Below are 23,429 nucleotides of genomic sequence, written 5' to 3'. Positions count from 1 at the left end.
ATCAGACCATCTCCTTGACGATATCTCGCTCGTCGGGCTTTGCGCTCGCCGGGCTCTTCAGCGACGCAGTGATTGCACCCGATCGCATTACCAGAATCGTGTTCGACAGCCCGATGATCTCGGGCAGGTTGTCCGACACGAGGATTACGCTTCCACCTGATTCCGCAAACGAGCGGACCAGTTCGTACAGCTCTTCTTTGGCGCCGACATCCAGCCCGCGACAGGGGTCGTCGAGCACGAGGATGGAGGGCTCGCGTTCGAGACATCGAGCGAACACCACCTTTTGCTGGTTACCCCCGGACAGCCGCCCGATCGGCGCATCCGGGCCCGGTGCCTTGATTCGCAGCCTCGCGATCCAGCGCTGTGTCATCGCGCGACCTCCCCGCAGGTTCAGGATCGAGGTGCTGCGGTAGGTGAGCTTGTCGAGCAACGTGAGTGTCAGATTCTTTTCGACGCTGTGCGAGAGAATGACGCCTTCGGCTGTCCGCTCTGCCGGAACGTACTGGATTCCCTGCCTGATCGCGTGGGAGATCGAGCCGTTTCGTAGGGGCGCACCTGCGATCTCGATGGACCCCTGGTCTGTTTTCTGGATACCCGCCACGGCACGTGCGAGATCGGATTTCCCGGAGCCGAGCACACCGGCCAATCCCACGATCTCCCCCTGGCGAAGCTGGAAGTTCACCTCCCGGAATCGTCCCGCACTGGACAGACCAGCAACGTCGAGAACCACAGGACCGAGGGTGTCGCGTTGGTCGGCCTCCTTGTAGTACTCGACATCTCGTTTGCGCCCGACCATCAACTCGTGCAACTGGTCGTCCGTGGTGTCGGCGATCGGCAGTTGAGCGATCAGCGAACCGTCCCGAAGCACCGCGACGTCATCGCAGAGCGCCTGAAGGTCTGAGAGCCGATGCGACACCAGCACGAAGGTCGCGCGATCTCGCCATCTCCGCACGTTGTCGAAGAGGAGTTCTGTTTCTACAGCCGACAGAGCGCTGGTCGGCTCGTCCAGGAGGATGATCGGGTGCGCATCGTGCGCAGCCGTCGTCGCGAAGGCCTTGCCGATCTCCACCAGCTGCCTCTGGCCGAACGACAGGTTCTGGGTAGCCTGAGTGGGATCGATGTCCACGCCGAGATCCCGAAGCACCTTCGCGGCCTCGGCGATCATCGAACGGCGACGCAGAATTCCGTGGTGGATGAATCGCTTCTCCCGGCCGAGGAACATGTTTTCGTACACCGGTAGCGACGGGATGAGACCTTGCTCTTGGAACACTGTCGCCACGCCGTGCTCGGCGGCTTCGAGGGGATGCCCGTAGCCCACAACCGAGCCTGCGATCTCCATCGTGCCGCTGTCGGGCCGATTCGTTCCGTTGATGATCGACAGAATCGTCGACTTACCGGCGCCGTTCTCGCCGACGAGGCCCAGAACTGTGTTGGGACGGACACTGAGGTCGACTCCATCGACTGCCGTGAACGAGCCGTACCTCTTGGTGATTCCGGTCATCTCGAGAGCGAGAGCCTCAACAGCCGGATCGAGCGAATCGGAAAGGGTCTGACTGAGATTGATTTCCACGGTTCCTCCTCAGGACTTGAACGGGCCGGACCGGTAGCGATCCGCGTAGTCCGCTGCCACTCGACGGAACTCGGTGTTGAAGCCCGGCTCCGAGTACGCTCCGTTGAGGGAACGGCCGGCCTTGTCGAGACCGCGCCAGTGCAGTTCGGGATCGATGGGAATCATCAAGTTCTGGGGATCCCAGTCGCTCGGATTCAGGGTGCGACTCATCTTCGCGACGTCATAGGGCAGTCCGCCTCGGTAGACCTTGTCGTACGCGTCTTCCGCGTTCTCGCGGGTGATCAGGGTCGATTCCTGATACATCATCCGCTCTGGCAGGGTGGGCTTCCATCCGTTGAGCGCATCGAAGGCCGCCACCGCCGAGTAGGCGGCCAGATGTGGCGGCACCGACATGTGCGTGACCGCCATGTTGGGCCCGGTCATGATCTTCTGCAGGTTCTCCTTGTTTCCGTCGATGCCGGAGACTTTGACGTGCCGCATGTTTCGCTCCTCGAGGACACTGAGGACGCCGTTGGCCTGCGCGTCACTCTGCGCGAACACCGCGACCATGTCCGGATACGCAGTGACCATGTTCAGCATCACGGATCGCGACTTCTCGCGATCCCACTCTCCGAACAGGCCGCCGACGAGTTCGATTCCAGGGTTCTCCGCGAGAGCGCGAGCCAGCCCCGCACTCCGGTAGAGATCGGGCGTCGAGCCTCTCAGACCGGCGATGTGAACCACTTTTCCCGTGTTCCCGATCTGCCGAAACAGCTCGGTCGCCACCTCGTACGCGATCTTCTCCGACGGCGGCGTGACGTGAGTGACCAAGTAGTCCCCCACGTCGATCGGCGTCAACCACGGCTGGAGTTCCCACGACGGCACCCAATAGGTCTGATTCTCTTGGATGGTCCGGGCCATCGCGGGAACGATCCCGGCAGTCGCGGGTGCCCCGATCAGCATCCGGCTACCGGTCGCCTTCACGGTCTGCAATTGCCCGACCTGCTTCGCCGGATCGTTGTCGTGGTAGAACTGGCGGGCGTTGCACTGCAACGCCTTCGTGGCCGCCTCGTATCCGGCGTTCCAGCTGTTCCAGTAGTCGTTCGTGAGACCGCAGATTTGTTGCGAGATGCGCCCGGTCTGAAGGTCGATACCAGTCGCCGACTGGATTGTGCCACTCGCGGCGGCTGACTCTCGATTGCAGGCCGCGAGAAGCGGAGCAGCCGCTATGCCGGCGCCTGCCAACGTCGCGAGCTTCAGAAACGATCGGCGGGCAAGAGGATCCCTGAGCCCATTCGCTGCGTTGATGAGCTTCTGCTCGTCGGAAACCCTAGGCATCGGACATCCTTGCCGCGACATCGTAGATTGCGCCGTTGAACGCGCGGACCGGGTCGACGAGGTCCCCGTACGGCTCGTCCTCGTGATCTTTCAGTCCCCAACCGCGGGCGTCGTTCTCGATGTAGCCGCACCAGTGCCAACCAACCAACCACGGCTCACCGAGGACGCGGCCAATGCTCTGGACGTAGTCGTCACCACGCGCAGCGTGATCCTGCAGTGCAGTGCGGTCCGGGTTCAGCACGGTGGGGGCACAGTTGCCGATGTCGGCGATGAGGACGGGCTTGTCGATCCCGGCGGACCACTTCGCGAGATCGTTGCGCATCACTTCGTGGTCTTGGCGCTCATCCGTGAAGTACTGGATCGACAGAACATCGATGAACGGCCGCGCGGCGTCGAGAACCGGCTGCGGAATACCCTTGTTTCCGTTGTATCTGTCCCCCAGGATCAGGTGATTCGGATCCTGCGCTTTGATGTGACGGGTCACCGTCTCGTAGTACTTGTGCGCAATCTCGTACAGCCGTTCGTCGCGCTCCCGGGGACTCAGCCCCTGCACCGAGGGAAAGTCGCTTCCGGACGCGTGGGGCAGCCACGCCGGGATGTCTACGAGGAAGTATCCGAGCAACTTCTCGTTGCCGGCCTGGTCGAAGCAGACCTGGCGCGCTTGATACTCGACGAAGTCTTCCCAATCAGACGAGAAAACGTCCGGATGGATCGGGTTGCCGTTCCAATCCTCGATCTGCGCGACCCGCAGGTTCTGAACGAAGGGCATGCCCGCGATCTCGTAGTCAGCACTGCTGAAACCCTGTGAGTGCTGCAAGTCGAAGGTCTTGTTCCAGTCCGTGATCAGCTCCCCACCACCACTGACCCACTGCTGTGTCCAGCCGAGAGTGTTGAAGCCCCAGTCCCTCAGATCGCGGACGACGCCTTCTCGGATCCAGGTCTCGCGGTCGCCGTACTTCTCCCGCCAGATATGCGCGTTGTAATGGTGCTTGAGGTCTGTGTCCTCCGCGTGATTGACACCTGCCGAGAGGAATCCGTTTCCCGCCGGGTCGATGAACCACCATCGGCCGTCGATCCTCTCTACCCTGAAGAAGCCTGTAGCCCTCGAAGTAACCTCGGGGGTCCCGCCCCACGGGTCGAGACGCCTGGGCGCACGTGCACTCATATTGTTCCTTTTCTGGTGATCCGATGTCCGGCCTCGACGAGGCGCAGAATTACCCGAGACAATTACTCTCGGTGAGGTCCGCACTGGGAAAGTTGGGTGATCCCCAACACATTGCGATGCGTGCAAGAGTGCTACGTCACAGATGAATTGTCAACGGCCGAAGGGGGATGCGCGAAGAATTCCCCGGAAGGCAGGATCGAAGCCATCCAATATGGGACCCTACCTGCATAAATAGAATAATTCGCCGATCAGACGCGATATTCAGAATTCGTATTCAGAAGGCCTGTTCAGAATCGGTGATCAGAATCGCCGTTCTACGTCTGAACACACGTGAATTCCGCATTTCACTCGGCACGAATAGTTGCAGCTTTACTGGGCCGAAATCTGCTCGACAGCCGGAAATTTCACCTACGGACGGATGATCCGCACGTCACCACGAGGCGACGATCGAATCGACGAGGTCGCGCAGCTCGCCCCTGCTCGTGCCATGCTTCGCCTGCACTGCCATTCCCTGAACGACGGTCGAGACGAACAAAGCAGCCTTAGCCGGCGTCATGCCGCGAGGCAGCGGCTCACGGCGCATTGTCGCGGCGAATCGCGCTTCGAGCGAAGCCCGGGTCTGGTCGCGGCTTCGAATCAGTTCGAGCCGAACATCGTTCGACTCCACGCACGAAAGTGCGGAATTGGTTTCGAGGCACCCTGGAGGCGTGTTCAAATCCGTGTGCAGCTCGGCCAAACCGTAGAGCAGCTTCTCGACGATTCTCCGCGGAGTGGGCTCGGCCAACGCATCGTCACGAAAGGACAGATACTTCTGCTGGTAGCGTGCGACCGCGCGCGCGAACAGATCTTCCTTGCTGTCGAAGACGCGATAGAAGCTGGCCCGGTTCAATCCGGTCGCACAGAGGAGTCCGGCCAGGGACGACCCTTCGTATCCACGGAGCCAGAACAGACGAAGAGCCCCCTCGAGTGCACGGTCTTCGTCGTATCCTCGCGGAGCGCCCATCAGAGCACACACCCGGTCGTTGCCACACATGCAGTTTCACTGCCCAGCAGGAACATCGGTATCTCCAACGAAGTACGCCACTCACGACTAGTACGTTCTAGTAGGGAAGATTAGATTCTCGGACCAGGCTCGGTCAAGGTCACGCCGATTTTCGATCCGGAGAACCGAGTTCGGCGGCGGATCAACAGTCAGTCCGTTGATCCGCCGCCGACGCGGACTACGCCCCCGGAACAACCCGCACTTCACTCGACTCCGTCATACGCTACGCATCGATCCACCGTCGATTGCGTACTCGGCGCCGATCACGGAGGGGCACCGGTCGGACACCAGAAAGCCGACCAGCTCGGCCACTTCAGCGGTCGTGGCCACGTCACCCAGGGGAACACCGCCGAAGAGGCCCATCAACTCCGCCTTCCCCTCATCCAGAGAGTTCGCGAAATCCTGCGACATCTCCGTCTCCACGATTCCCGGGGCGATGCTGTTGACCCGAACTCCGAACGGTGCCACCTCGACGGCGAGCGCCTTGCTGTACGCGGTCAGCGCCGCTTTGCTCGTCGCGTAGGGAACTGAGGCGCCGAGGGCGAATCTCCGTTGGATGGAGCTGATGTGGACGACCGCACCGGATCCCTGGCCCTTCATCGCGGGAACGAGCTCTCGGTCGATTCGGACCGCCGCCATGAGGTTCGTCTCCAGAGCGACGTCCCAGTCGTGCTCCCCCATCGCGAGAACTCCGCCGTCCGACAATGTCGCGGCGCCGGCCGAGTGGACGACGATGTCGATGCCGCCCAGCCGATCCAGCACTGCGTGTGCCACGCGCTCGGCCTCGTCGGGCCGCGTGAGGTCACCGGTGATCAGGTCCGGAAGCAATGGGTTCTGTGCGGGCAGCGAACGGGCCACGGTCGCCACTCGGGCGCCGCGTTCGCGCAGATGGTGGGAGATTGCGGCCCCGATGCCGCGTGAGCCTCCGGTCACCAGGACGCGCTTTCCGTCGAATTCGCCGTGCGGAATCGACTCGGGTGCGGTGTCCCGAACCCCGTTGTCCGATACGGACATGTTTACTCCATTTCACTTGCGCCCCGTGGTGCGCGACCATGCGCACCACTGGCCGTACTGGTTACGCCGGAACTTCTTTCAGGAACGATTGGACAGACTCGAGGAACTCGGCGGGGCGCTCTTCCGGAAGCCAGTGACCGCAGTTCGGCACCACGACGCCGCGGACGTTGTCCGCTACCGCCTCCATCGAGCTGACACACAGATCCCGAATGCTGTTCGCGCCCCCGAGCGCGAGGACCGGAATGGTCAGCTTGGTCTTCGACAGTTCGGCATTGTCGATACCGTCCTGGTAGAAGGCCCGGTACAGCTCGAGCCGCAGACCACCCGGGCCCGAGTAGCTCCGCGCGTAGACGTCGATGTCCTCGTCCGTGATGCCGTCGAGGTTGTACATCTGCATGCGGTAGAACCACCGCAGATACTCGCGCTCCTTACCACTGATCAGCATTTCGGCGACGCGGCTCGCTGCGTGGAACGACAAGTGCCACAGTCGAAGCTCGTCGCGCTGATCCATGAAGTACTCGATGCCCTTGTCCCCCGCGACACCCTTGAGTGCCATTTCGCAGAAGACGAGACTGCGGACCTCGTCGCGGTGAGTCGCCGCGTATGCATACGCGACGGCGGCACCGTGGTCATGGCCCGCGACGTGAACGGGCCCCAACTCGAGCTTCTCCACCAGCTGGTGGATGTCCTGAGCCACCGTCTTCTTGTCATATCCCGTCAGCGGCTTTTCCGGGACGCCGGAGTCGCCCAGGCCACGAAGATCGGGCACGATGACCGTGAAGTGATCGGCCAGCTGGGAAATGACCTTCCGCCACATGTACCAGGTCGAGCCCCAGCCGTGCAGAAGCACCAACGGCGGCCCGTCGCCTCCGCGAACGTAGTGCAACCGGACCTCGTCGAGGTCGATCATGTGATGTGAGAACCGTGGGTCCAGTTCGTATGCCATGGTGATTCCTTTGGGAGAGGGTGTTTCAACGGAACAAGACGCCACCGTTGACGTCGATGGACGCCCCGGTGACATAACGTGCTTCGTCCGAGGTGAGGAAGAGAACAGCGTTGGCGATGTCGACGGGATCCGCCGACCGCCCCAGCGGGATGTGGGCATACTCCTGATCGCGGAACTCTTCGAAGGTGATCGATCTCTTGGCGGCCTCTTCGACCAGGGCCTGGCGGTGCAGGTCGGTGTTGGTCATCCCCGGCGCGACGGTGTTCACGGTGATACCGTCGCCCGCCACCTCCGCGGCAAGGGATTGCGCCAGGACGATGATTGCCGCCTTCGACGCACAGTAGGCAGAGAACAGTGGCTGGCCGACGCGTCCCCAGAACGAGGCGATCAGCACGATCCGCCCGCGCCCCTGCCCCTTCAGTACCGGCACCGCGGCCTTGGCGAACAGGAACGGCCCTGTCACGTTGATGGCGAAGACACGATTCCATTCGGCTTCAGGCAAGGTGACGACGTCAGCGGGGTTGTTCACGACGCCTGCGGCGATGACGACGTTGTCGAATGCTCCGAACTGTGCGGTTGTCTCGGATACGACACGTTCGCAGTCTGCTAGCGAGGTGATGTCGGCAACTGTGCCGACTACGGTGACGGCCGGGTACTCGGCCGCCAGACTCGCCGCCGTTTCGGTGACGGCCGGATCGATGTCGGCTATGACGACGTTCGACCCCTCCTGCGCGAGGCGCTCCGCGGTGGACTTTCCGATCCCTTTCGAACCGCCGACGACGATGGAAGTGTGACCGTTGAAGCGCGCCGTGACTGACGGCTTCAACTCGTGTGCGGCCGCTTCGAGCGACATTGTTGAACTCCTCTGCTGTGATTGTGCGGATTCGAAGGTGTTGTTCTCGCGCATCTCTCGATGAGAGTGTGGAGGTGAGTGGGCGGATCGGCGCGGTGTCGCGTTCGGCGGATCAGAGGATGCTGCCGATCGAGCCACCGTCGACGCCGTACACACTCGAGGTCACGTAGGAAGCCAGGTCCGAGGCGAGGAACACGACGACGTTGGCGACCTCGGCGGGCGTCCCGATCCTCGCCAACGGGAGATGCCGTGACTTCATCTCCGCCTCGATCGATTCCGTTCGGTCGACACCGTGCACTGCGGCGAAGGTGTCTGCGAGTCCGCCTGCGCGCTCCCACATCGGTGACATGATCGCGCCCGGTGCAACGGCGTTGACCCTGATGACGGGTCCTTCGGCCTTCGCCAACGACGTCGTGAGGGACAGGATCGCTGCTTTCGATGCCGCGTAGTCGGGACCGCCGATGATGGGCTGCCGGCCGAGATCTGACGCGTTGTTGACGATTGCTCCGCGCCCGGCGGCACGCATGAGGGGAAGCACGTAGGAGATCGCACGTACCTGGCTCATGAAATTCAGTTCCATGCTGTTCATCCAGTCGGTGTCGGAGAGGGTGTCGAAGACGCCGAGGCTGCCGGCTCCCACGTTGTTGAACAGCACGTCGACCCGGTCGGCGAACGGGTGCAGTACCTGGGCGAAGCCACTCTCCACGCCGCTCTCGCTCGCGAGGTCGGCGACGGCGTAATGCGTGACGGTCCGGTCGAGTTCATCCGACAGTGCCTTCAACCCGGCTTCATCGCGGTCGACCAGCGCCAGGTGCGCCCCCTCGGCGGCGAAAGCCCGTGCGGTCGCGGCTCCGATACCTGATGCGGCGCCGGTGATCAGAACGATCTTGCCGCTGAGGCCAGTATCCATTGTCTATCGCCTCTCTCGAGTCTTGTGTGATGGGGGCAGTGCTGTGTTCAGGTCGTCGGAGGTGTGAAGATCTTCGGCGTCTGCAGTACTTCCGCGGAGCGGAGTCGGCTGGTAGGCCAGCAACCTCCATCCCGAGCCCGAGTACTTCCACACGGCAAGGCAGCGGTTTCGCAGCCTCTTCGGTCTGCCGCCTGCTGTGATGTGGGCGTTCATCTCTCCTACGACGAGTGCGACATCGCCGACGATTCGGACGAAATCGATGGGATGCTCGATCTTGTGGTAGACGTAGAATCCACTGCGCACCTTGTCGAGATACGTCTCGAGGGTGTCGGTGTCGCCTGACGAGTGCGAATAGGCGAGATCGGGATGACACAGTCTCGCGAAGGTGTCGAAATCCTGACCGACTACCGCGTCGTATCGTGCATCCTCGAGTTCGCGGATCGTGAGTGTGTCTGTGGTGTTTGCCATGTGAAGCTCCTGGCTCGACGGCAGAACTATCGTGCCGATTCGGTTCGAAGGTCGGAAACGGTGGGCCGCCGGCCGGCGAGCGCATCCTGCAGGAGGCCCCGGAGGCCTTCCTCGGTCACCTCACGCGGATTCGAGTACGGGTTTCTCAGTGCCTGCTCGACGACGGTGTCGATGTCGCTCGCGGTCATGCCGATCTGCGTGAGAGCGTGCGGAATGGGGAGGCTCTGTGTGAGTTCCCACAGAGCGACCGCCGCCGAAGTATCGGTGTGGAGGGCTCGCCGAACTGCGGCCTGCGCCGCCGGAGCGCTCGACTCGTTGTACGCCATCGAATAGGGCAGCACGATCGCGTGTGTTTGCGCGTGGGGCAAGTTCAGCGACCCGCCGATCGCGTGGCAGAGCTTGTGGTGGAGTGACATGGTGGTGGCGCCGAGACTGGCGCCGCACAACCACGCGCCGTACAGGGCTCGAGTACGGTGGTCGATGTTCTGTGGATCTGTGACCACTCGTGGGAGCGCCTCGGCGAAGGCGCGAATTCCCTCCTCTGCCATCAGTGAGATGATCGGCGACGCATCCGGCGCATACAGGGCTTCGACCGCGTGGGCCATTGCATTCATCCCACTTGCCGCCGACAATTCGGCAGGAAGTGTGGTGGTGAGTCCCGGGTCGTACAGGACGAGTGCGGGGAGCACGGACGGGCTCGAGCCGGTCTGCTTGTGACCGTCGCGAGTCGAGCCCCAGACCGGCGTCATCTCCGATCCCGCGTACGTGGTCGGAATCGCAATGATGGGCATTCGGTGTTGGAGCGCAATTGCTTTGCCCAGTCCGACTGACGAGCCACCGCCGACCACGACGCACGCGTCCGCACCACGGTCGACTGCGAACCGGACGGCATCGTCGGCCACTTCTACCGGTACGTGCATCTCGGCTCTGTCGAAGATGCCGGCGCCGCGGTCGTCGAGACGGGCGAGCACCGATTCCGCCACGGTTCGTTGCTCCGGGGTGCAGACGACGATCGCCCGCTCGATTCCAAGCTCTGCGATGTGCGATCGAAGTTGGCCGAGTACATCGATACCGAAGCGAACCCTCATCGGGAGGGCGGTGTATCCGAATTCGGACTGGAAACTCATGACGAGGCCACCATCCGTTCGCCCTCTTGACTGAGAGTCACATCGAAATGCACTGCGCGATAGGGACTGTCGAACTCCAATTTCGCGGCCCGGTCCGGATCGTCGATGACGACGAACTGGCGGATGAGGCTTTCCTTCACACCGAACACGACGTCGGAGTCCAGGTAGGCGCTGTCGTCGACGAAGAGATGAGTGGTGACAGGCTGATACCCCTCGGCGGCGACGATGAAGTGCATGTGCGCGGGCCTGTTCGGATGACGGCCGGTCCGTTCGAGAAGCACACCCACGGGCCCGTCGTCTGGAATCGGATAGAACCGCGGGACGATCGTCCGGAACCAGAATCTTCCGTCCTCGTCGGTACGGAACAATCCCCTGAGATTGCGATGCGGTTGAATGGCCGGCTGCTGGACGTCGTAGAAGCCGTCCGCATTGGCCTGCCACACGTCGACGGTCGCACCGGCCAGGGGTGTGCCCTCCGGCCCCGTGACCCGTCCCGTCACGAGGCATTGCTCCCCGCCGCCGTCGAGCGCGATGTTCGCGCCGAGTTCGCGATCCGGGGATTCCACCATGTGAAACGGCCCCAGCACCGTCTGCTCGGTCGTATCGTCGAGCGCCCGGTGGTTGATGGTCTCCACCAGCGTCGACACACCCAGCACATCCGACAGCAGAATGAACTCCTGCCGCACGTCGTTGCAGCTCTGCCCGGTTGCGGTCAGGAAGTCGACTCCTACTCTCCACTCCTCGTCCGTGAGCTGGACCTCCTTCACGAATGCGTGGAGGTGCGTCACCAGCGAACTCAGGATCTCGCGCAACCGCGGACCGGTGCCGTCGCCGAAGCTGTCCACCACTACCTCGGCGGAGCGTTCCTCACTGAACAATCCTCTACGGCTCATGTTCGGCCGTCCTTCCGTCAACGTTCTCGACACTTCAACCGGCTCCTATGCCGTTCAGTGCGGGCGACCCCTCGTGGGGTACCGCACCCAGTCCGTTGCCTTCGATGGGAACGGGGGGAGCATCAAATTTCACTCACACTGAATATTGTGACATGGAGCATGCCCATCCGGAAAGGGATTGTCAACTGCACTGAAATTCCTGGAGTCGCGCGCCACACGAATCCCGATCGACAGTGACGCCAGTGGACACCCGGGAACAATGCCGAAGAAATCGTGGTTGAACTGTGTCGACTCTAGTGAGACGCGGGGACGGCGCAGCAGGCCGATGATTGACAGCCTCGCCAGCCTGAGTGCATGATCGAGTTCAGAATATTGAGCCAGAGTGAAATCTATGTCGGACCCCGCCACCGCGGGCGTCACAGGATTTCGACAGTCGCTTCACAATCACCCGCACAACAGGAGAATCATGTTCATCAAGCGTGCCGACCAACTCGAGCCGGAAATTGTCCACGACACCGGCGCTGTCTATTGGATCGTCCCCGAGGGATCCATGCGCGACGAGACCGAAGGGTCGTCGTTCTTCGACTTCGTCTCCGAATTCACCGTGCAGCCCGGCGCCCAACTACAGCCGCACTACCACGACACTTTCGAGTTCTACTACATCCTCTCGGGCCGGGCGGTCATGCAGATCGAGGACGAGGCCAGCCATGTCCAGCGGGGAGACCTCGTCAAGATCCCGCGGAACGCCCGGCACACCATCTGGCCGACCGCCGACGAAGAGATCCGCGCGCTCTGCTTCTCGACGTCATTCCAGGCGCCCGGTGAGCGATTCGTCCCGTGCGAATTGCCACGGGTCGAACCCGCCGCCGAACCCACCCGGCCCTGACAGCGACCCCACAAGGCTGAGATTCATCGACACTGAAGCATCAATCCACCATTGCACGATTAATGTAGTCTCATTGTCGAGATTCGGTCTTCGGAGGCCTCGCCTCGCGAGAACATGAAGTGATAGTGGACAGGGCGTCAGTGAGAACGGAGCCGGCAGTGGACGAAGCAATTGGTGTTGCCTTCAAGCGAGCGCGTCTGCAGAAGAAGATGTCGCTGCGCCAGGTAGCGGAACCGCTCGGAATCTCGACGAGTCTGCTGTCACAGGTCGAGAACCAGAAGACTCAGCCCTCGGTCAAGACCCTGTTCGGGCTCGCCGCAGTGCTTGGTGTGTCGCTGGACGAGATCGCCACTGGCGGTACCGGATTGGACGGCGCGGAAGTCAGACTCGCGCAGAACCAGGACGCTGCCGCCGGTATCCAGCGCGCTGTCGACAACCCCGTGCTCGAGATGGAAAAGGGGGTCCGTTGGGAGCGCTTGGCGACCGGCGGGCGCACCGACATCGAACCCCTCTTCGTAACCTACGAACCGGGCGCCTCGAGTTCCGTCGACGGCAAATTGATGCGGCATGCGGGGGTGGAGTTCGCCTACGTCCTCGAGGGCACGCTGAGGCTCAAACTGGATTTCGACGAACACGAACTGCGGGCCGGGGATTCGTTCTGCTTCGATTCGTGCCGCCCACACCTCTTCTACAACGCCGGCGACGTTGCTGCACGCGGTGTCTGGTTCGTCTTCGACAGCGTAAGTCGATCGAGTGATACGACCGCGCTGAACGGCGCGTTGCGCGCCCGAGGCATCGAGCCCGGCAGAAGCACGTCGCCCCACGCACCGCTCTAGGCCCTCCGGGCTCGTGCGCCTTTCTGGTTGCTGGAACAACCAGAAAGGCGCACGGGCGCGAAGCGCCTATCCCAGTGCCTGCTCCAGGTCGGTCAGGAGGTCGGCGGTGTCTTCCAGTCCGACGGACAGCCGGACGACGCCGTCGGTGATGCCCACTGCCGCACGACCTTCCGGGCCCATCGCCCGGTGGGTGGTGGTGGCCGGGTGGGTGATGAGCGACTTGGAGTCGCCGAGGTTGTTGGAGATGTTGACCAGCCGCAGGGCGTCGAGGAGTTCGAACGCCCGCTTCTTCGCTTCGCTCTCGGGCGCGTTCAGCGCGAAGGTGACGACGGTGCCACCGCCGCTCATCTGCCGCTTGGCGAGGTCGTACTGGGGGTGCGACTCGAGATACGGGTACTTGACCCAGTCGACGGCGGAGTGGCCTTCGAGGAACTGGGCGATCTCCAGTGCCGAGCCGACGGAGTGCCGCACCCGGATCGGCATCGTCTCGAGCCCCTTGAGGAGCGTCCACGCGTTGAACGGGCTCAGTGCCGGCCCGGTGTGGCGCATGAGGTTCTGGACGGGTCCCTCGATGTAGTCCTTCGGACCGAGGATCGCCCCGCCGAGCACGCGGCCCTGGCCGTCGATGTGCTTGGTGCCGGAGTAGACGACGATGTCGGCGCCCAGTTCCAGGCTGTGCTGCAGCAGCGGGGTCGCGAACACGTTGTCGAGCACGACCTTGGCGCCGGCGGCGTGTGCGAGTTCCGCCACCCGGGGCACGTCCACGAGTGTCTGCATCGGGTTCGATGGTGTCTCGAAGAACACCGCGGTGGTCGGCTCGGACAGAGCCTTCTCCCATTGGTCGAGGTCTTCACCGTCGACGAACACCGTCTCCACACCCCAGCGGGGCAGGATCTCGTTGCACACCACGAAGCAGGAGCCGAACAGGCTGCGCGCCGCGACGAGTCGGTCGCCTGCCTTGAGCAGCGCACCGAGTGCGGTGAACACCGCGGACATTCCGCTGGCGGTGCCGAAGCAGGCCTCCGCGCCCTCGATGAGGCGCAGCCGCTCCTCGAACATCTTGACGGTGGGGTTGCCGTACCGGGAGTAGACGAAGTGGTCGATGTCGCCGGTGAACGACGCCTCGGCCGCTCCCGCGCTCTCGAACACGAAACCGGAGTTCAGGAAGATCGCTTCGGACGTCTCTTCGAAGCCGGAACGGAGGGTTCCTCCGCGCACGCTGATCGTGCCCTGGCCGATGTCGTCCGGCAGCGCCTTCTGAAACGCGCCGCCTTGAGGAATTGCACTCACCACTGCCTCCACGGCAGGCCCAGAGCCCGCCAGCCGACCGCCCCACGATGACCGTCGGCGTCCAGGCCGCCTTCGAAACCGTCGAGCACGTTGTACGACGGGCCGATGCCCGCCGCTGTCGCGGCTTCCGCCGCACCGATGGACCGCTGGCCGGAGCGACACAGGAAGATCACCGGGGCGTTGTCGCCGCCCGCGATCCCGGCCTCCTTCAGCTGGTCCACGAAGTTGTCGTTACGACTGCCCGTCGGGTAGCTGACCCATTCGATCAGCACGGTCTTCCGCCCGAGGGAGGTCGTGTCGGGGACTCCGACGTATTTCCACTCGGCGTCCGTCCGCACGTCTACCAGCACCGCGTCGGGATTGTCGCGGAGCAGCTCCCAGGCATGCTCCGGCGTTATGTCGCCTGCGTAACTCACCATGTCAGCTTTTCACAACCCTGTTCTGTGCGCCCTTCCGGGCAACGGTCAGTTGCAGACGACCCATGTCTCGCCGTCCCGCGTCAATTGCCAGGTATCCGTCGTCTCGCCCTTGCCGTCGTCGGCGCTGACCCGGACCTCTGCCCGGGCACGGTCGCCGTTGACCTCGGACGACTCGACGCCCTGCAGCGTGACGTCGCCTTCCCTGCCCCGGAGCACGGACCGGTCGTCGGACCACGTCGGGCAGACCAGCGTCTTCTGCAGATCGGCGTCGTCGTGGTTGTGGGCCTGGATGAAGTCGGCGACCGAACGGTTGATGCGGTCCGCTTCCGTGACGTTCTCGTCGGCGGGCGAGAGCATGCTGGACACCACGATGGCGACGAGGATGACGACGATGACGGTGACGGCGGCGATGAACGGCACCGCCGTGATGCGCCGGGGATCCACCGGATCTTCCGCGCCTCCCACGTCGTGCTGAGGCGATTCGCTCGAACCGGACATGACTTCCCTTCGATCTCGGCTGGCCACGAGTGTATAGAGCTGCCCCTACAAATCGTGTTTGTGACCCCCCAACGCGGAGGCGACTACCCTCTACAGGCGTGAGTCCCGAGAATGGGCTTTGCCCTGTCTGCTGCACCTCGGCCACCCGATTAGGCTGGGCTTAATTTAAGCTGAGGTTTCGTTGTCCGCCCTTCAGAAGGTAGTTCGCTCCAGATGACTGATCAGACACGTCCGTTGCGCGTTGCGATCGTGGGTGCCGGCCCCGCCGGTATCTACGCAGCCGACGCACTCATGAAATCCGATGCCGCGTCTGACGGCGGGATCAGCATCGACCTCTTCGAGCGGATGCCTGCCCCCTTCGGTCTGATCCGGTACGGCGTCGCCCCCGACCACCCGCGCATCAAGGGCATCATCACCGCCCTGCACAAGGTGCTCGACAAGCCGTCGGTCCGCCTGCTGGGCAACATCGACTACGGCAGCGACATCACCCTCGAAGACCTGCACAGCTTCTACGACGCGGTGATCTTCTCCACCGGCGCCAACGCCGACCGCGCCCTCAACATCCCGGGCATCGAACTCGACGGCAGCTACGGCGCCGCCGACTTCGTCTCCTGGTACGACGGCCACCCCGACGTCCCGCGCACCTGGCCCCTCGAGGCCGAGAAGGTCGCCGTCCTCGGTGTCGGCAACGTCGCCCTCGACATCGCGCGCGTCCTCGCCAAGACCGGCGACGAACTGCTGCCGACGGAGATCCCCGCCAACGTCTACGAGGGACTCAAGGCCAACAAGGCCGTCGAGGTCCACGTGTTCGGTCGCCGCGGACCGGCGCAGGCCAAGTTCACCCCCCTCGAACTGCGTGAACTCGATCACTCGCCGACGATCGAGGTCATCGTCGATCCCGAGGACATCGACTACGACGAGGGCTCCGAGCAGGCGCGCCGCAACTCCAAGCAGGTCGACATGGTCGCCAACACCCTGCAGGACTGGGCCATCCGCGACGTGGGCAACCGTCCGCACAAGCTGTTCCTGCACTTCTTCGAGTCGCCCACCGAGGTGCTCGGCGAGGACGGCAAGGTCGTCGGTCTGCGCACCGAGCGCACCCAGCTGGACGGCACCGGCAACGTCAAGGGCACCGGCAAGTTCAACGACTGGGACGTCCAGGCCGTGTACCGCGCCGTGGGTTACCTGTCGCAGAACATCGCGAAGCTGCCGTTCGACGAGCAGGCGGGCACCGTCCCGAACGAGGCCGGACGCGTCATCGCCGACGACACCGCCGAGGGCAACGCCCGGTTCATGCCGGCCACCTACGTCACCGGCTGGATCAAGCGCGGCCCGGTCGGCCTGATCGGACACACCAAGGGCGACGCGAACGAGACCGTCGCGAACCTGCTCGAGGACCGGACCGGCTTCCCCGAGCCCGCGAACCCGGGCGAGGACGCGATCATCGAGTTCCTCGAGGGCAAGCAGGTCCCCTACACCACCTGGCAGGGCTGGTACCGCCTCGACGCGCACGAGCGCAGCCTGGGCGAGCCCGAGGGCCGCGAGCGGATTAAGGTCGTCGAGCGTGAGGACATGCTCAAGGCCAGCGAGCCCGACAAGGCCTGATCTTCCGACTCGATGCGAAGGGAACCTCCCGCGGGAGGTTCCCTTCCGTCGTCTCGGACCAGGTGTCTCCGGATGGCCGCGAGGCTCACCCCGGTTGCCGACGCGATGCCCCGCGCCGTCGCCCGCAGAAGGCAGGATATGAGTCGTGTTTGACGCCCACGTTCACATCATCGATCCCCGGTTCCCGGTGGTCGAGAACCACGGCTACCTTCCGGAGCCGTTCACCGTCGCCGACTACCGGGCCCGCACGGCAGGCTTCGGCGTGGACGGCGGCGCCGTCGTCACGGCCTCGTACCAGGGCACCGATCAGAATTACCTGAAAGCCGCGCTCGAGGAGCTCGGCCCCAGCTGGGTGGGCGTCACCCAGATGGAACTCGACACCACCGACGAGAGCATCCTCGAACTCGACCGCGCCGGGGTCCGGGCCGTCCGGTTCAACCTTCGGCGCAGCGCGACCGACGTGAAGCTCCTCACCAAACAGGCCCTGCGGGCGTACGAGCTGGCCGGCTGGCACGCCGAGTTCTACGTGGACGCCACCCTGCTGCTGTCGCTCGAGCCGGTGTTCGCCAAACTGCCCGCCGTGTGCATCGACCATCTGGGGATGTCGACGCGGGGCCTGCCGTACCTCCTCGATCTCGTCGACCGGGGAGTCCGGGTGAAGGCCACCGGGTTCGGGCGGACCACCATCGAGAACGTCGGCGACGTGCTGCGCAAGATCCACGCCGTCAACCCCGAGGCGCTGATGTTCGGCACCGACCTACCGGGCAGCCGATCCCGAAGAGTGTTCCAGGACAGCGACATCGACATCGTGGCGGACGCCGTCGGCGACGACTTCGACAAGGTCATGGGCGGCAACGCGCGTGCGTGGTACCGCTGCGACACTCCGGACGGACGCTGCTAGCACGCAGGCCCCTCGTCAGCAGCCTTCCATCTGCACGCTGTTCATCGACACCATCTCGGCCACCGGCGGGGTCTGCGGCTGCGACACCAGCCACGTGTTGTAGTTCTGCATCTGATCGCAGTCCAGCTGTTCGCGGCGTTCCTGCCGCCGCTCGCGCTGCCGGTCGTCCATCTGGTCTTCGTTCCGGTCGACGGCGATGCCACCGGTGGTCGAGCCGTTGGCCTGCCGTTCCAGCCCGCGGACGCCGTCGGGGGTCATGATCCAGCCGAGGGTGTAGTCGGTGCCGTCGTGGTTGGTGGTGGCCCGGAACAGCCCGTCCTCCGCGGCGACAGGTTTAGCGGTGAACGCCTTGTCGGGCATGCCCGGCGCGCTGACCTGCCCCGTCACGGTGCCGTTGCTCATCGACGCGGTGAGCGTCGCCCCGTCCGGCGAAGACAGCGTCGCTTTGTCACCCTCCATGGTGCCGGTCATCCACGTCCACATCTGGTCCCCGTCGCACAGGAAGGCGACCATGTCGTTCCCCGACCTGGCCAGCGCAACGTATGCGTCGGATCCGTCGACCGACCCGACATAGGTCGGGTCCATCTGCGGGGTCATCACGAAGGGCGACGGAATCTTCTCCATCATGTTCGACGCGGGCGCCGCTGCGCCGCTGCTCGTGGCCTCCGCGGCGCTGGTGGCGCTCGGCGCGGACGAGTCGGACGAGTCGTTGCCGCAGCCACTCAGTGCGAGGGTCGCGGCAGCGAGCGGGGCCAGGATCCAGGTCGTCTTCTTGTTCACGGCGCATTCCTCCGCTAGCCGGGAAGATCAACATCCGCATTTCATCATCGCAGGTGGAGGTCGCTCCTGGATACCCCCGGCGACGATTTCGGCGACCTACGTCGCGACCACCGCGGTCAGCCACACCCCCGACGCGATCAGGGCGCCGAGCAGTTCGATCAGCATCGACAGTCCGACGGCCTTGCACGCGTGCCACGTCGACGCCCACGCCCGGTTGTGGGCACGCAACCGGTACAGCTCGGCCACATACGTTCCCGCGATGAACCCGAGAAACAGTCCCACCACGGGAACGACGAAGAACCCCACGATCCCGAGCAGCCCACCGACGATCAGCGACACGTTGGGCACGCCGGCGCTGCGCATCCGCTTGCCGGGCCAGGTGTATTTGACGACACCGCTGATCACGAGGAACAGCGTGGCGACCGCGAACACCGTCCACGCCGTCGCACCTCCGGTCAGGATGGCCCACACCAGGATTGCGGCGAAGATGAGGATCGTGCCGGGCAGGATCGGGATGACGATCCCGACGAGCCCGACCACGATGGCCAGGCCGACGAGGACTTCTGCGCCCGGACTCACGCGACGGGCTCGACGCGGGAGGCCGCCTCCCGCGCACGGCTGCGCGCGGTCTCGACGTCCGGCCCCGTGGACACGGCGACGCCCATCCGCCTCCGCGCGAAGCTCTCCGGCTTGCCGAACAGCCGCAGGTCCGTCTCGGGGACGGCCATCGCGTCGGCGACACCCTCGAAGCCGATCCCGGCGGCATCCAGTTTTCCGTAGATCACCGCGGACGCACCGGGTGTCGTGAGGGTGGTGTCGACGGGCAACCCGAGGATCGCACGGGCATGCAGTTCGAACTCCGAGAGTCGTTGCGTCCGAAGGGTGACCAGTCCCGTGTCGTGCGGGCGGGGGCTGACCTCCGAGAAATACACGTCGTCACCCTTCACGAACAGTTCCACCCCGAAGATCCCGCGGCCGCCCAGCGCCGACGTCACCTTCTCCGCCACCTCGCGCGAGCGGGCGAGCGCCGTGTCGCTCATCGGTTGCGGCTGCCACGACTCCACGTAGTCACCCGAATCCTGCAGGTGCCCGATCGGCTCGCAGAAGAAGGTGCCCACCTCGCCGTCGGAGCCGATCGCCCGGACGGTGAGTTGGGTGATCTCGTAGTCGAAGTCGACGAACCCCTCCACGATGACGCGGCCGTAATTGACGCGGCCGCCCGCGAGCGCGTAGTCCCAGGCCTTCTCGACGTCGTCGGCGGCACGCATCGTGGACTGCCCCTTGCCGGACGAAGACATCACCGGCTTGATCACGCAGGGAAAACCGATGCGTCCGGTGGCCGCCCGGACCTCCTCGAGCGATTCCGCGAACTCGTACGGCGACGTGGGCAGTCCCAGTTCCTCCGCCGCGAGGCGCCTGATCCCCTCGCGGTTCATGGTCAGCTGCGTCGCCCGCGCGGTGGGCACCACGACGGCGACGCCGCGCTCCTCGACAGTGGCCAGCGCATCGGTGGCGATGGCCTCGATCTCGGGCACCACGAAATGCGGCTTTTCGGCGTCGACGAGCCGAAGCAGCGCCTCGGGGTCGCTCATGTCGATCGTGTGCGCGCGGTGCGCCACTTGATGGCCCGGTGCGTTGTCGTAGCGGTCGACGGCGATCACCTCGACCCCCAGCCGTTGGAGGGCGATGATCACTTCCTTGCCCAGCTCACCCGACCCGAGCAGCATGACCCGGGTCGCGCCTGCCGTCAGAGGGGTACCGAACCGTCCGGGTGCCTGTTCACGCATGGTCACAACTATATGCGGGCACAGTTTCTCTATGCGGGCGCGGTTTCGCACCAGCGCCTACTTCAGCAGCCGCGACATCCGGCGGTCGGCGAGCACCTTGCCTCCGGTCTGGCACGTCGCGCAGTACTGAAAAGACTTCTCCGCGAACGACACTTCCCGCACGGTGTCACCGCAGACGGGGCAGGGCAGACCGGTTCGGGCATGGACGCGCATCCCGGACCGCTTCTCCCCCTTCAGCCGTGCCGCGTCCTGGCCGAGCGACCTGTCGACGGCGTCGGTGAGCACGGAACGCATCGCGTCGTACAGCACGTGCACCTGGTCTTCCGGCAGGGTGCGTGACGTCGCGAACGGGGAAATCTTTGCGGTGTGCAGGATTTCGTCGGAGTAGGCGTTGCCGACGCCGGCGAGCAGCGACTGGTCGACGAGCGCGTTCTTGATCCGCGCCGACGTGGTGGACAGCAGCGCCGCGAACTCGGGTTCGGTGACGGCGAGGGCATCGGGCCCGAGCCGGGCTATCCCCTCCACCTCCTGCGGGTCGTGCACCAGCCACACCGCGAGCCGCTTCTTCGTGCCAGCCTCGGTCAGGTCGAACGCCGGCGTCGCGCCCTCCGGGGTGAAGAAGTGCACCCGCAGCGCCAGTGGGCCCTTGCCCGGTTTCGGCGGCGCAACAGACGGGTTGTCGGTCCAGCGCAGCCAGCCCCCACGCGACAGGTGGGTGACGAGCCACAACCCGGAGCAGTCGAGCGCGAGGTGCTTGCCGAACCGGGCGGCACCCGTGACGTCGCGGCCCTGCAGGGCGGTGATCGGGGGGTCGAACGTCTTCAGCACGCTCAGGGCCGCCACGTCCACCCGGCCCACGACCGCTCCCACGGCGTGTTCACGCAGGAACTCGGCTAACGCCTCCACCTCGGGCAGCTCGGGCATGTTCCCAGGCTAACGGCATGTGAGCGGGAAAGTGTGCTCCTCCACACTTTCGCACTCACCTGCGGAGGAGGTAGGTGTCCATGATCCAGCCCTTGCGTTCGCGCAGTTCGGCGCGCACCCGCTGGATCTCGTCCTCGACGTCCCGCAGGCGACCGGAGATCAGCACCTCGTCGGGGGTGCCCAGGTAGGCGCCCCACCAGATCTGGACGTCGTCGCCGGGGACCTGCGTGAACGTGCAGTGGGCATCGAGCATGACCACCGCGTTGTCGACGCCGTCGGGCAGCCCCTCGGCGAGGCGGCGTCCGGTGGTGACGTGGACGGGTTCGCCGATCCGGTTGAGCACGATCCGATGCTGGGCGGCCAGCGACTGCACGCTGGTCACGCCCGGGATCACCGAGTAGTCGAACGACACGTTGCCGCGGGCGAGCACCCGCTCGACGATCCGCAGCGTGCTGTCGTACAGCGACGGGTCGCCCCAGACCAGGATCGCCCCGACCCCCGGCTCCGACGCGAACTCGGCCTCGAACAGCGCCGCCCGGCGCTCGTGCCAGTCGTCGACGACACCCTCGTAGTCGGACGGCGTGCGGTCGCGGGGCGGGTCGACGATGTCCACGACGCGGTACGGGCCGGCGACGTGCTCCTCGAGGATGCCGGTGCGGAGATCGACGAGGTCCTGCTTCTCGTCGCCCTTGCCGATGACGAAGAACACGTCCGCCTTGTTCATCGCCTTGATCGCCTGGACCGTCACCTGGTCGGGGTCGCCGGCGCCGATGCCGATCACGAAGAGTTCACGCATGTGGCGAGGCTAACCCTCGTGCGCCTTTCCGGTTGCTCCAGCTACCGGAAAGGCGCACGGGTGGCGGAGCCGCCTATGCTCGTACCGTGACATCTGTGCCGACCCCGTACGAAGACCTGCTCCGACTCGTCATGGACACGGGCACCCCGAAGGCCGACCGCACCGGGACCGGCACGAAGAGCGTCTTCGGGCATCAGATGCGCTGGAACCTCGCGGACGGGTTTCCGTTGATCACCACGAAGAAGGTGCACCTCAAGTCGATCGTGTACGAACTGCTGTGGTTCCTGCGCGGCGATTCCAACGTGAAGTGGCTCCAGGACAACGGCGTCACGATCTGGGACGAGTGGGCAGACGCGGACGGCGAACTTGGCCCGGTCTACGGCGTGCAGTGGCGCAACTGGCCGACCCCGTCCGGCGAGCACATCGATCAGATCAGCCAGACCATCGAGACACTGAAGTCGAACCCGGATTCGCGTCGCATCATCGTGTCGGCGTGGAACGTCGGCGACATCCCGCAGATGGCGCTGGCGCCGTGCCACGCGTTCTTCCAGTTCTACGTCGCGGACGGCAAGCTGTCGTGCCAGTTGTACCAGCGCAGCGCCGACATGTTCCTGGGCGTGCCGTTCAACATCGCAAGTTACGCGCTCCTCACCCACATGGTGGCGCAGCAGGCCGGGCTCGAACCGGGCGACTTCATCTGGACAGGCGGCGACTGCCACATCTACGACAACCACGTCGACCAGGTCACCGAGCAGTTGAGCCGGGAGCCGTTGCCGTATCCGACGCTGAAACTGAACCGGCGGGATTCGATCTTCGACTACACGTTCGAGGACGTGGAGATCGTCGACTACCGGCACCATCCGGCCATCAAGGCGCCGGTGGCCGTCTAGTGGCCCGCGAGGTCAAGCTGGTCTGGGCGCAGGGTGTCGGCGGCGTCATCGGTCGCGACAACACGATCCCGTGGCACGTCCCCGAGGACATGGCGTACTTCAAGAAGGTGACGCAGGGCCACCCCGTGATCATGGGCCGCAGGACGTGGGACTCGCTGCCCCCGCGATTCCGGCCCCTGCCGGGTCGGCGCAACATCGTGATCAGCCGTCAGCCCGACTGGGCTGCGGAGGGGGCGGAGTCCGCCGACGGCATCGCCTCGGCGCTCGCGCTCACCGACGAGGACGTCTGCGTCATCGGCGGCGGCCAGATCTACACGGCGGCAATGCCGTTCGCCACACAGCTGCTGGTCTCCGAGATCGACGTGACGATCGACGGCGACGCCTGGGCACCCCCCATCGACGAGTCCTGGCACGCACAGGACACCGGTGAGTGGCTCACGTCGGCGAAGGACGGCACCCGGTACCGCTGGATCACCTACACCCGGCGCTGACCGGCCAGCTGTTTGCCACCG

General features: G+C 64.6%; 25 protein-coding genes. 6 read left to right on the top strand and 19 right to left on the bottom strand.

Annotated features, from left to right (window positions below; genetic code table 11):
• Position 1: 1 nt before the first annotated feature.
• The 11 genes from BLV94_RS35755 to BLV94_RS35705 form a co-directional block, all read right to left on the bottom strand.
• A complete protein-coding gene (locus BLV94_RS35755; protein ID WP_072947164.1) occupies positions 2-1,501 on the bottom strand; it encodes a sugar ABC transporter ATP-binding protein in 1,500 nt (499 codons plus the stop codon).
• 78 nt (positions 1,502-1,579) lie between these two features.
• Positions 1,580-2,887, bottom strand: a complete 1,308-nt coding sequence (locus BLV94_RS35750; protein ID WP_072947140.1) for a sugar ABC transporter substrate-binding protein — start codon at positions 2,885-2,887, stop codon at positions 1,580-1,582.
• Positions 2,880-4,136 carry an agarase gene (locus BLV94_RS35745; protein WP_208613723.1) on the bottom strand — a complete coding sequence of 419 codons (1,257 nt, stop codon included), beginning with the start codon at positions 4,134-4,136 and terminating at the stop codon, positions 2,880-2,882. Before BLV94_RS35745 ends, BLV94_RS35750 begins: the two co-directional genes overlap by 8 nt.
• Before the next feature lie 346 nt (positions 4,137-4,482).
• Positions 4,483-5,055, bottom strand: a complete 573-nt coding sequence (locus tag BLV94_RS35740; protein WP_072947141.1) for a TetR/AcrR family transcriptional regulator — start codon at positions 5,053-5,055, stop codon at positions 4,483-4,485.
• Between the two features lie 255 nt (positions 5,056-5,310).
• Positions 5,311-6,108, bottom strand: coding sequence for an oxidoreductase (locus BLV94_RS35735; RefSeq protein ID WP_083395783.1), 798 nt, complete (start codon positions 6,106-6,108; stop codon positions 5,311-5,313).
• A 61-nt stretch (positions 6,109-6,169) separates the two neighbouring features.
• The gene (locus BLV94_RS35730) at positions 6,170-7,054 is read right to left on the bottom strand and encodes an alpha/beta fold hydrolase (protein ID WP_072947142.1); all 885 of its coding nucleotides are present in this window, start codon (positions 7,052-7,054) and stop codon (positions 6,170-6,172) included.
• A 25-nt stretch (positions 7,055-7,079) separates the two neighbouring features.
• Positions 7,080-7,907: an SDR family NAD(P)-dependent oxidoreductase gene (locus BLV94_RS35725; RefSeq protein WP_167372206.1), complete on the bottom strand. Its 828-nt coding sequence runs from the start codon at positions 7,905-7,907 to the stop codon at positions 7,080-7,082.
• A gap of 112 nt (positions 7,908-8,019) precedes the next feature.
• Positions 8,020-8,817, bottom strand: coding sequence for an SDR family NAD(P)-dependent oxidoreductase (locus tag BLV94_RS35720; protein WP_072947143.1), 798 nt, complete (start codon positions 8,815-8,817; stop codon positions 8,020-8,022).
• A gap of 3 nt (positions 8,818-8,820) precedes the next feature.
• Positions 8,821-9,285: a nuclear transport factor 2 family protein gene (locus BLV94_RS35715; protein WP_083395781.1), complete on the bottom strand. Its 465-nt coding sequence runs from the start codon at positions 9,283-9,285 to the stop codon at positions 8,821-8,823.
• 26 nt (positions 9,286-9,311) lie between these two features.
• On the bottom strand, positions 9,312-10,412 hold the full coding sequence (locus BLV94_RS35710; protein WP_072947144.1) for a maleylacetate reductase: 1,101 nt from the start codon (positions 10,410-10,412) through the stop codon (positions 9,312-9,314).
• Positions 10,409-11,305 (bottom strand): intradiol ring-cleavage dioxygenase, encoded by an 897-nt coding sequence (locus BLV94_RS35705; protein ID WP_072947145.1) that lies wholly within the window; start codon positions 11,303-11,305, stop codon positions 10,409-10,411. Before BLV94_RS35705 ends, BLV94_RS35710 begins: the two co-directional genes overlap by 4 nt.
• A 466-nt stretch (positions 11,306-11,771) precedes the next feature.
• Between BLV94_RS35705 and BLV94_RS35700 the strand changes: the two genes are divergently transcribed.
• The gene (locus BLV94_RS35700) at positions 11,772-12,191 is read left to right on the top strand and encodes a cupin domain-containing protein (RefSeq protein WP_074933899.1); all 420 of its coding nucleotides are present in this window, start codon (positions 11,772-11,774) and stop codon (positions 12,189-12,191) included.
• A 158-nt stretch (positions 12,192-12,349) separates the two neighbouring features.
• Entirely contained in the window at positions 12,350-13,027 is a 678-nt protein-coding gene (locus BLV94_RS35695; protein ID WP_244163735.1) for a cupin domain-containing protein, read from the top strand.
• Between the two features lie 66 nt (positions 13,028-13,093).
• Here the strand turns inward: BLV94_RS35695 and BLV94_RS35690 are convergent, their stop codons facing one another.
• From BLV94_RS35690 to BLV94_RS35680, 3 genes are read right to left on the bottom strand one after another with little or no spacing between them, the layout of a single operon-like run.
• A complete protein-coding gene (locus BLV94_RS35690) occupies positions 13,094-14,317 on the bottom strand; it encodes an O-succinylhomoserine sulfhydrylase (RefSeq protein ID WP_083395780.1) in 1,224 nt (407 codons plus the stop codon).
• Positions 14,314-14,733 carry a rhodanese-like domain-containing protein gene (locus tag BLV94_RS35685; protein WP_072947168.1) on the bottom strand — a complete coding sequence of 140 codons (420 nt, stop codon included), beginning with the start codon at positions 14,731-14,733 and terminating at the stop codon, positions 14,314-14,316. Before BLV94_RS35685 ends, BLV94_RS35690 begins: the two co-directional genes overlap by 4 nt.
• 48 nt (positions 14,734-14,781) lie before the next feature.
• On the bottom strand, positions 14,782-15,234 hold the full coding sequence (locus tag BLV94_RS35680) for an Rv0361 family membrane protein (RefSeq protein WP_072947149.1): 453 nt from the start codon (positions 15,232-15,234) through the stop codon (positions 14,782-14,784).
• 213 nt (positions 15,235-15,447) lie between these two features.
• On the opposite strand from BLV94_RS35680, the gene BLV94_RS35675 reads away from it, so the two are divergent.
• Positions 15,448-16,839, top strand: a complete 1,392-nt coding sequence (locus BLV94_RS35675) for an FAD-dependent oxidoreductase (RefSeq protein ID WP_072947150.1) — start codon at positions 15,448-15,450, stop codon at positions 16,837-16,839.
• A 145-nt stretch (positions 16,840-16,984) separates the two neighbouring features.
• Positions 16,985-17,740 carry an amidohydrolase family protein gene (locus BLV94_RS35670; RefSeq protein WP_072947151.1) on the top strand — a complete coding sequence of 252 codons (756 nt, stop codon included), beginning with the start codon at positions 16,985-16,987 and terminating at the stop codon, positions 17,738-17,740.
• Positions 17,741-17,755: 15 nt separating this feature from the next.
• On the opposite strand, the gene BLV94_RS35665 is transcribed toward BLV94_RS35670, so the two are convergent.
• From BLV94_RS35665 to cobF, 5 genes are all read right to left on the bottom strand, one after another.
• On the bottom strand, positions 17,756-18,520 hold the full coding sequence (locus BLV94_RS35665) for a hypothetical protein (protein WP_072947152.1): 765 nt from the start codon (positions 18,518-18,520) through the stop codon (positions 17,756-17,758).
• 96 nt (positions 18,521-18,616) lie between these two features.
• Positions 18,617-19,099, bottom strand: coding sequence for a DUF456 domain-containing protein (locus BLV94_RS35660; protein WP_072947153.1), 483 nt, complete (start codon positions 19,097-19,099; stop codon positions 18,617-18,619).
• The gene (gene purT / locus BLV94_RS35655; RefSeq protein WP_072947154.1) at positions 19,096-20,307 is read right to left on the bottom strand and encodes a formate-dependent phosphoribosylglycinamide formyltransferase; all 1,212 of its coding nucleotides are present in this window, start codon (positions 20,305-20,307) and stop codon (positions 19,096-19,098) included. The genes BLV94_RS35660 and purT overlap by 4 nt, the downstream gene beginning before the upstream one ends.
• A gap of 57 nt (positions 20,308-20,364) precedes the next feature.
• Entirely contained in the window at positions 20,365-21,231 is an 867-nt protein-coding gene (locus BLV94_RS35650; RefSeq protein WP_072947155.1) for an Fpg/Nei family DNA glycosylase, read from the bottom strand.
• Between the two features lie 55 nt (positions 21,232-21,286).
• Positions 21,287-22,027 carry a precorrin-6A synthase (deacetylating) gene (gene cobF / locus BLV94_RS35645; protein WP_072947156.1) on the bottom strand — a complete coding sequence of 247 codons (741 nt, stop codon included), beginning with the start codon at positions 22,025-22,027 and terminating at the stop codon, positions 21,287-21,289.
• A 131-nt stretch (positions 22,028-22,158) separates the two neighbouring features.
• Between cobF and BLV94_RS35640 the strand changes: the two genes are divergently transcribed.
• Positions 22,159-22,917, top strand: a complete 759-nt coding sequence (locus BLV94_RS35640; RefSeq protein WP_244163864.1) for a thymidylate synthase — start codon at positions 22,159-22,161, stop codon at positions 22,915-22,917.
• Positions 22,917-23,408, top strand: coding sequence for a dihydrofolate reductase (locus tag BLV94_RS35635; RefSeq protein WP_074933895.1), 492 nt, complete (start codon positions 22,917-22,919; stop codon positions 23,406-23,408). The genes BLV94_RS35640 and BLV94_RS35635 overlap by 1 nt, the downstream gene beginning before the upstream one ends.
• The last annotated feature ends 21 nt before the right edge of the window (positions 23,409-23,429 follow it).

Origin of the sequence: Rhodococcus koreensis (assembly GCF_900105905.1) — a bacterium.
Lineage (GTDB): Bacteria > Actinomycetota > Actinomycetes > Mycobacteriales > Mycobacteriaceae > Rhodococcus_F > Rhodococcus_F koreensis.
This window is presented reverse-complemented; position numbering and strand designations above follow the sequence as displayed.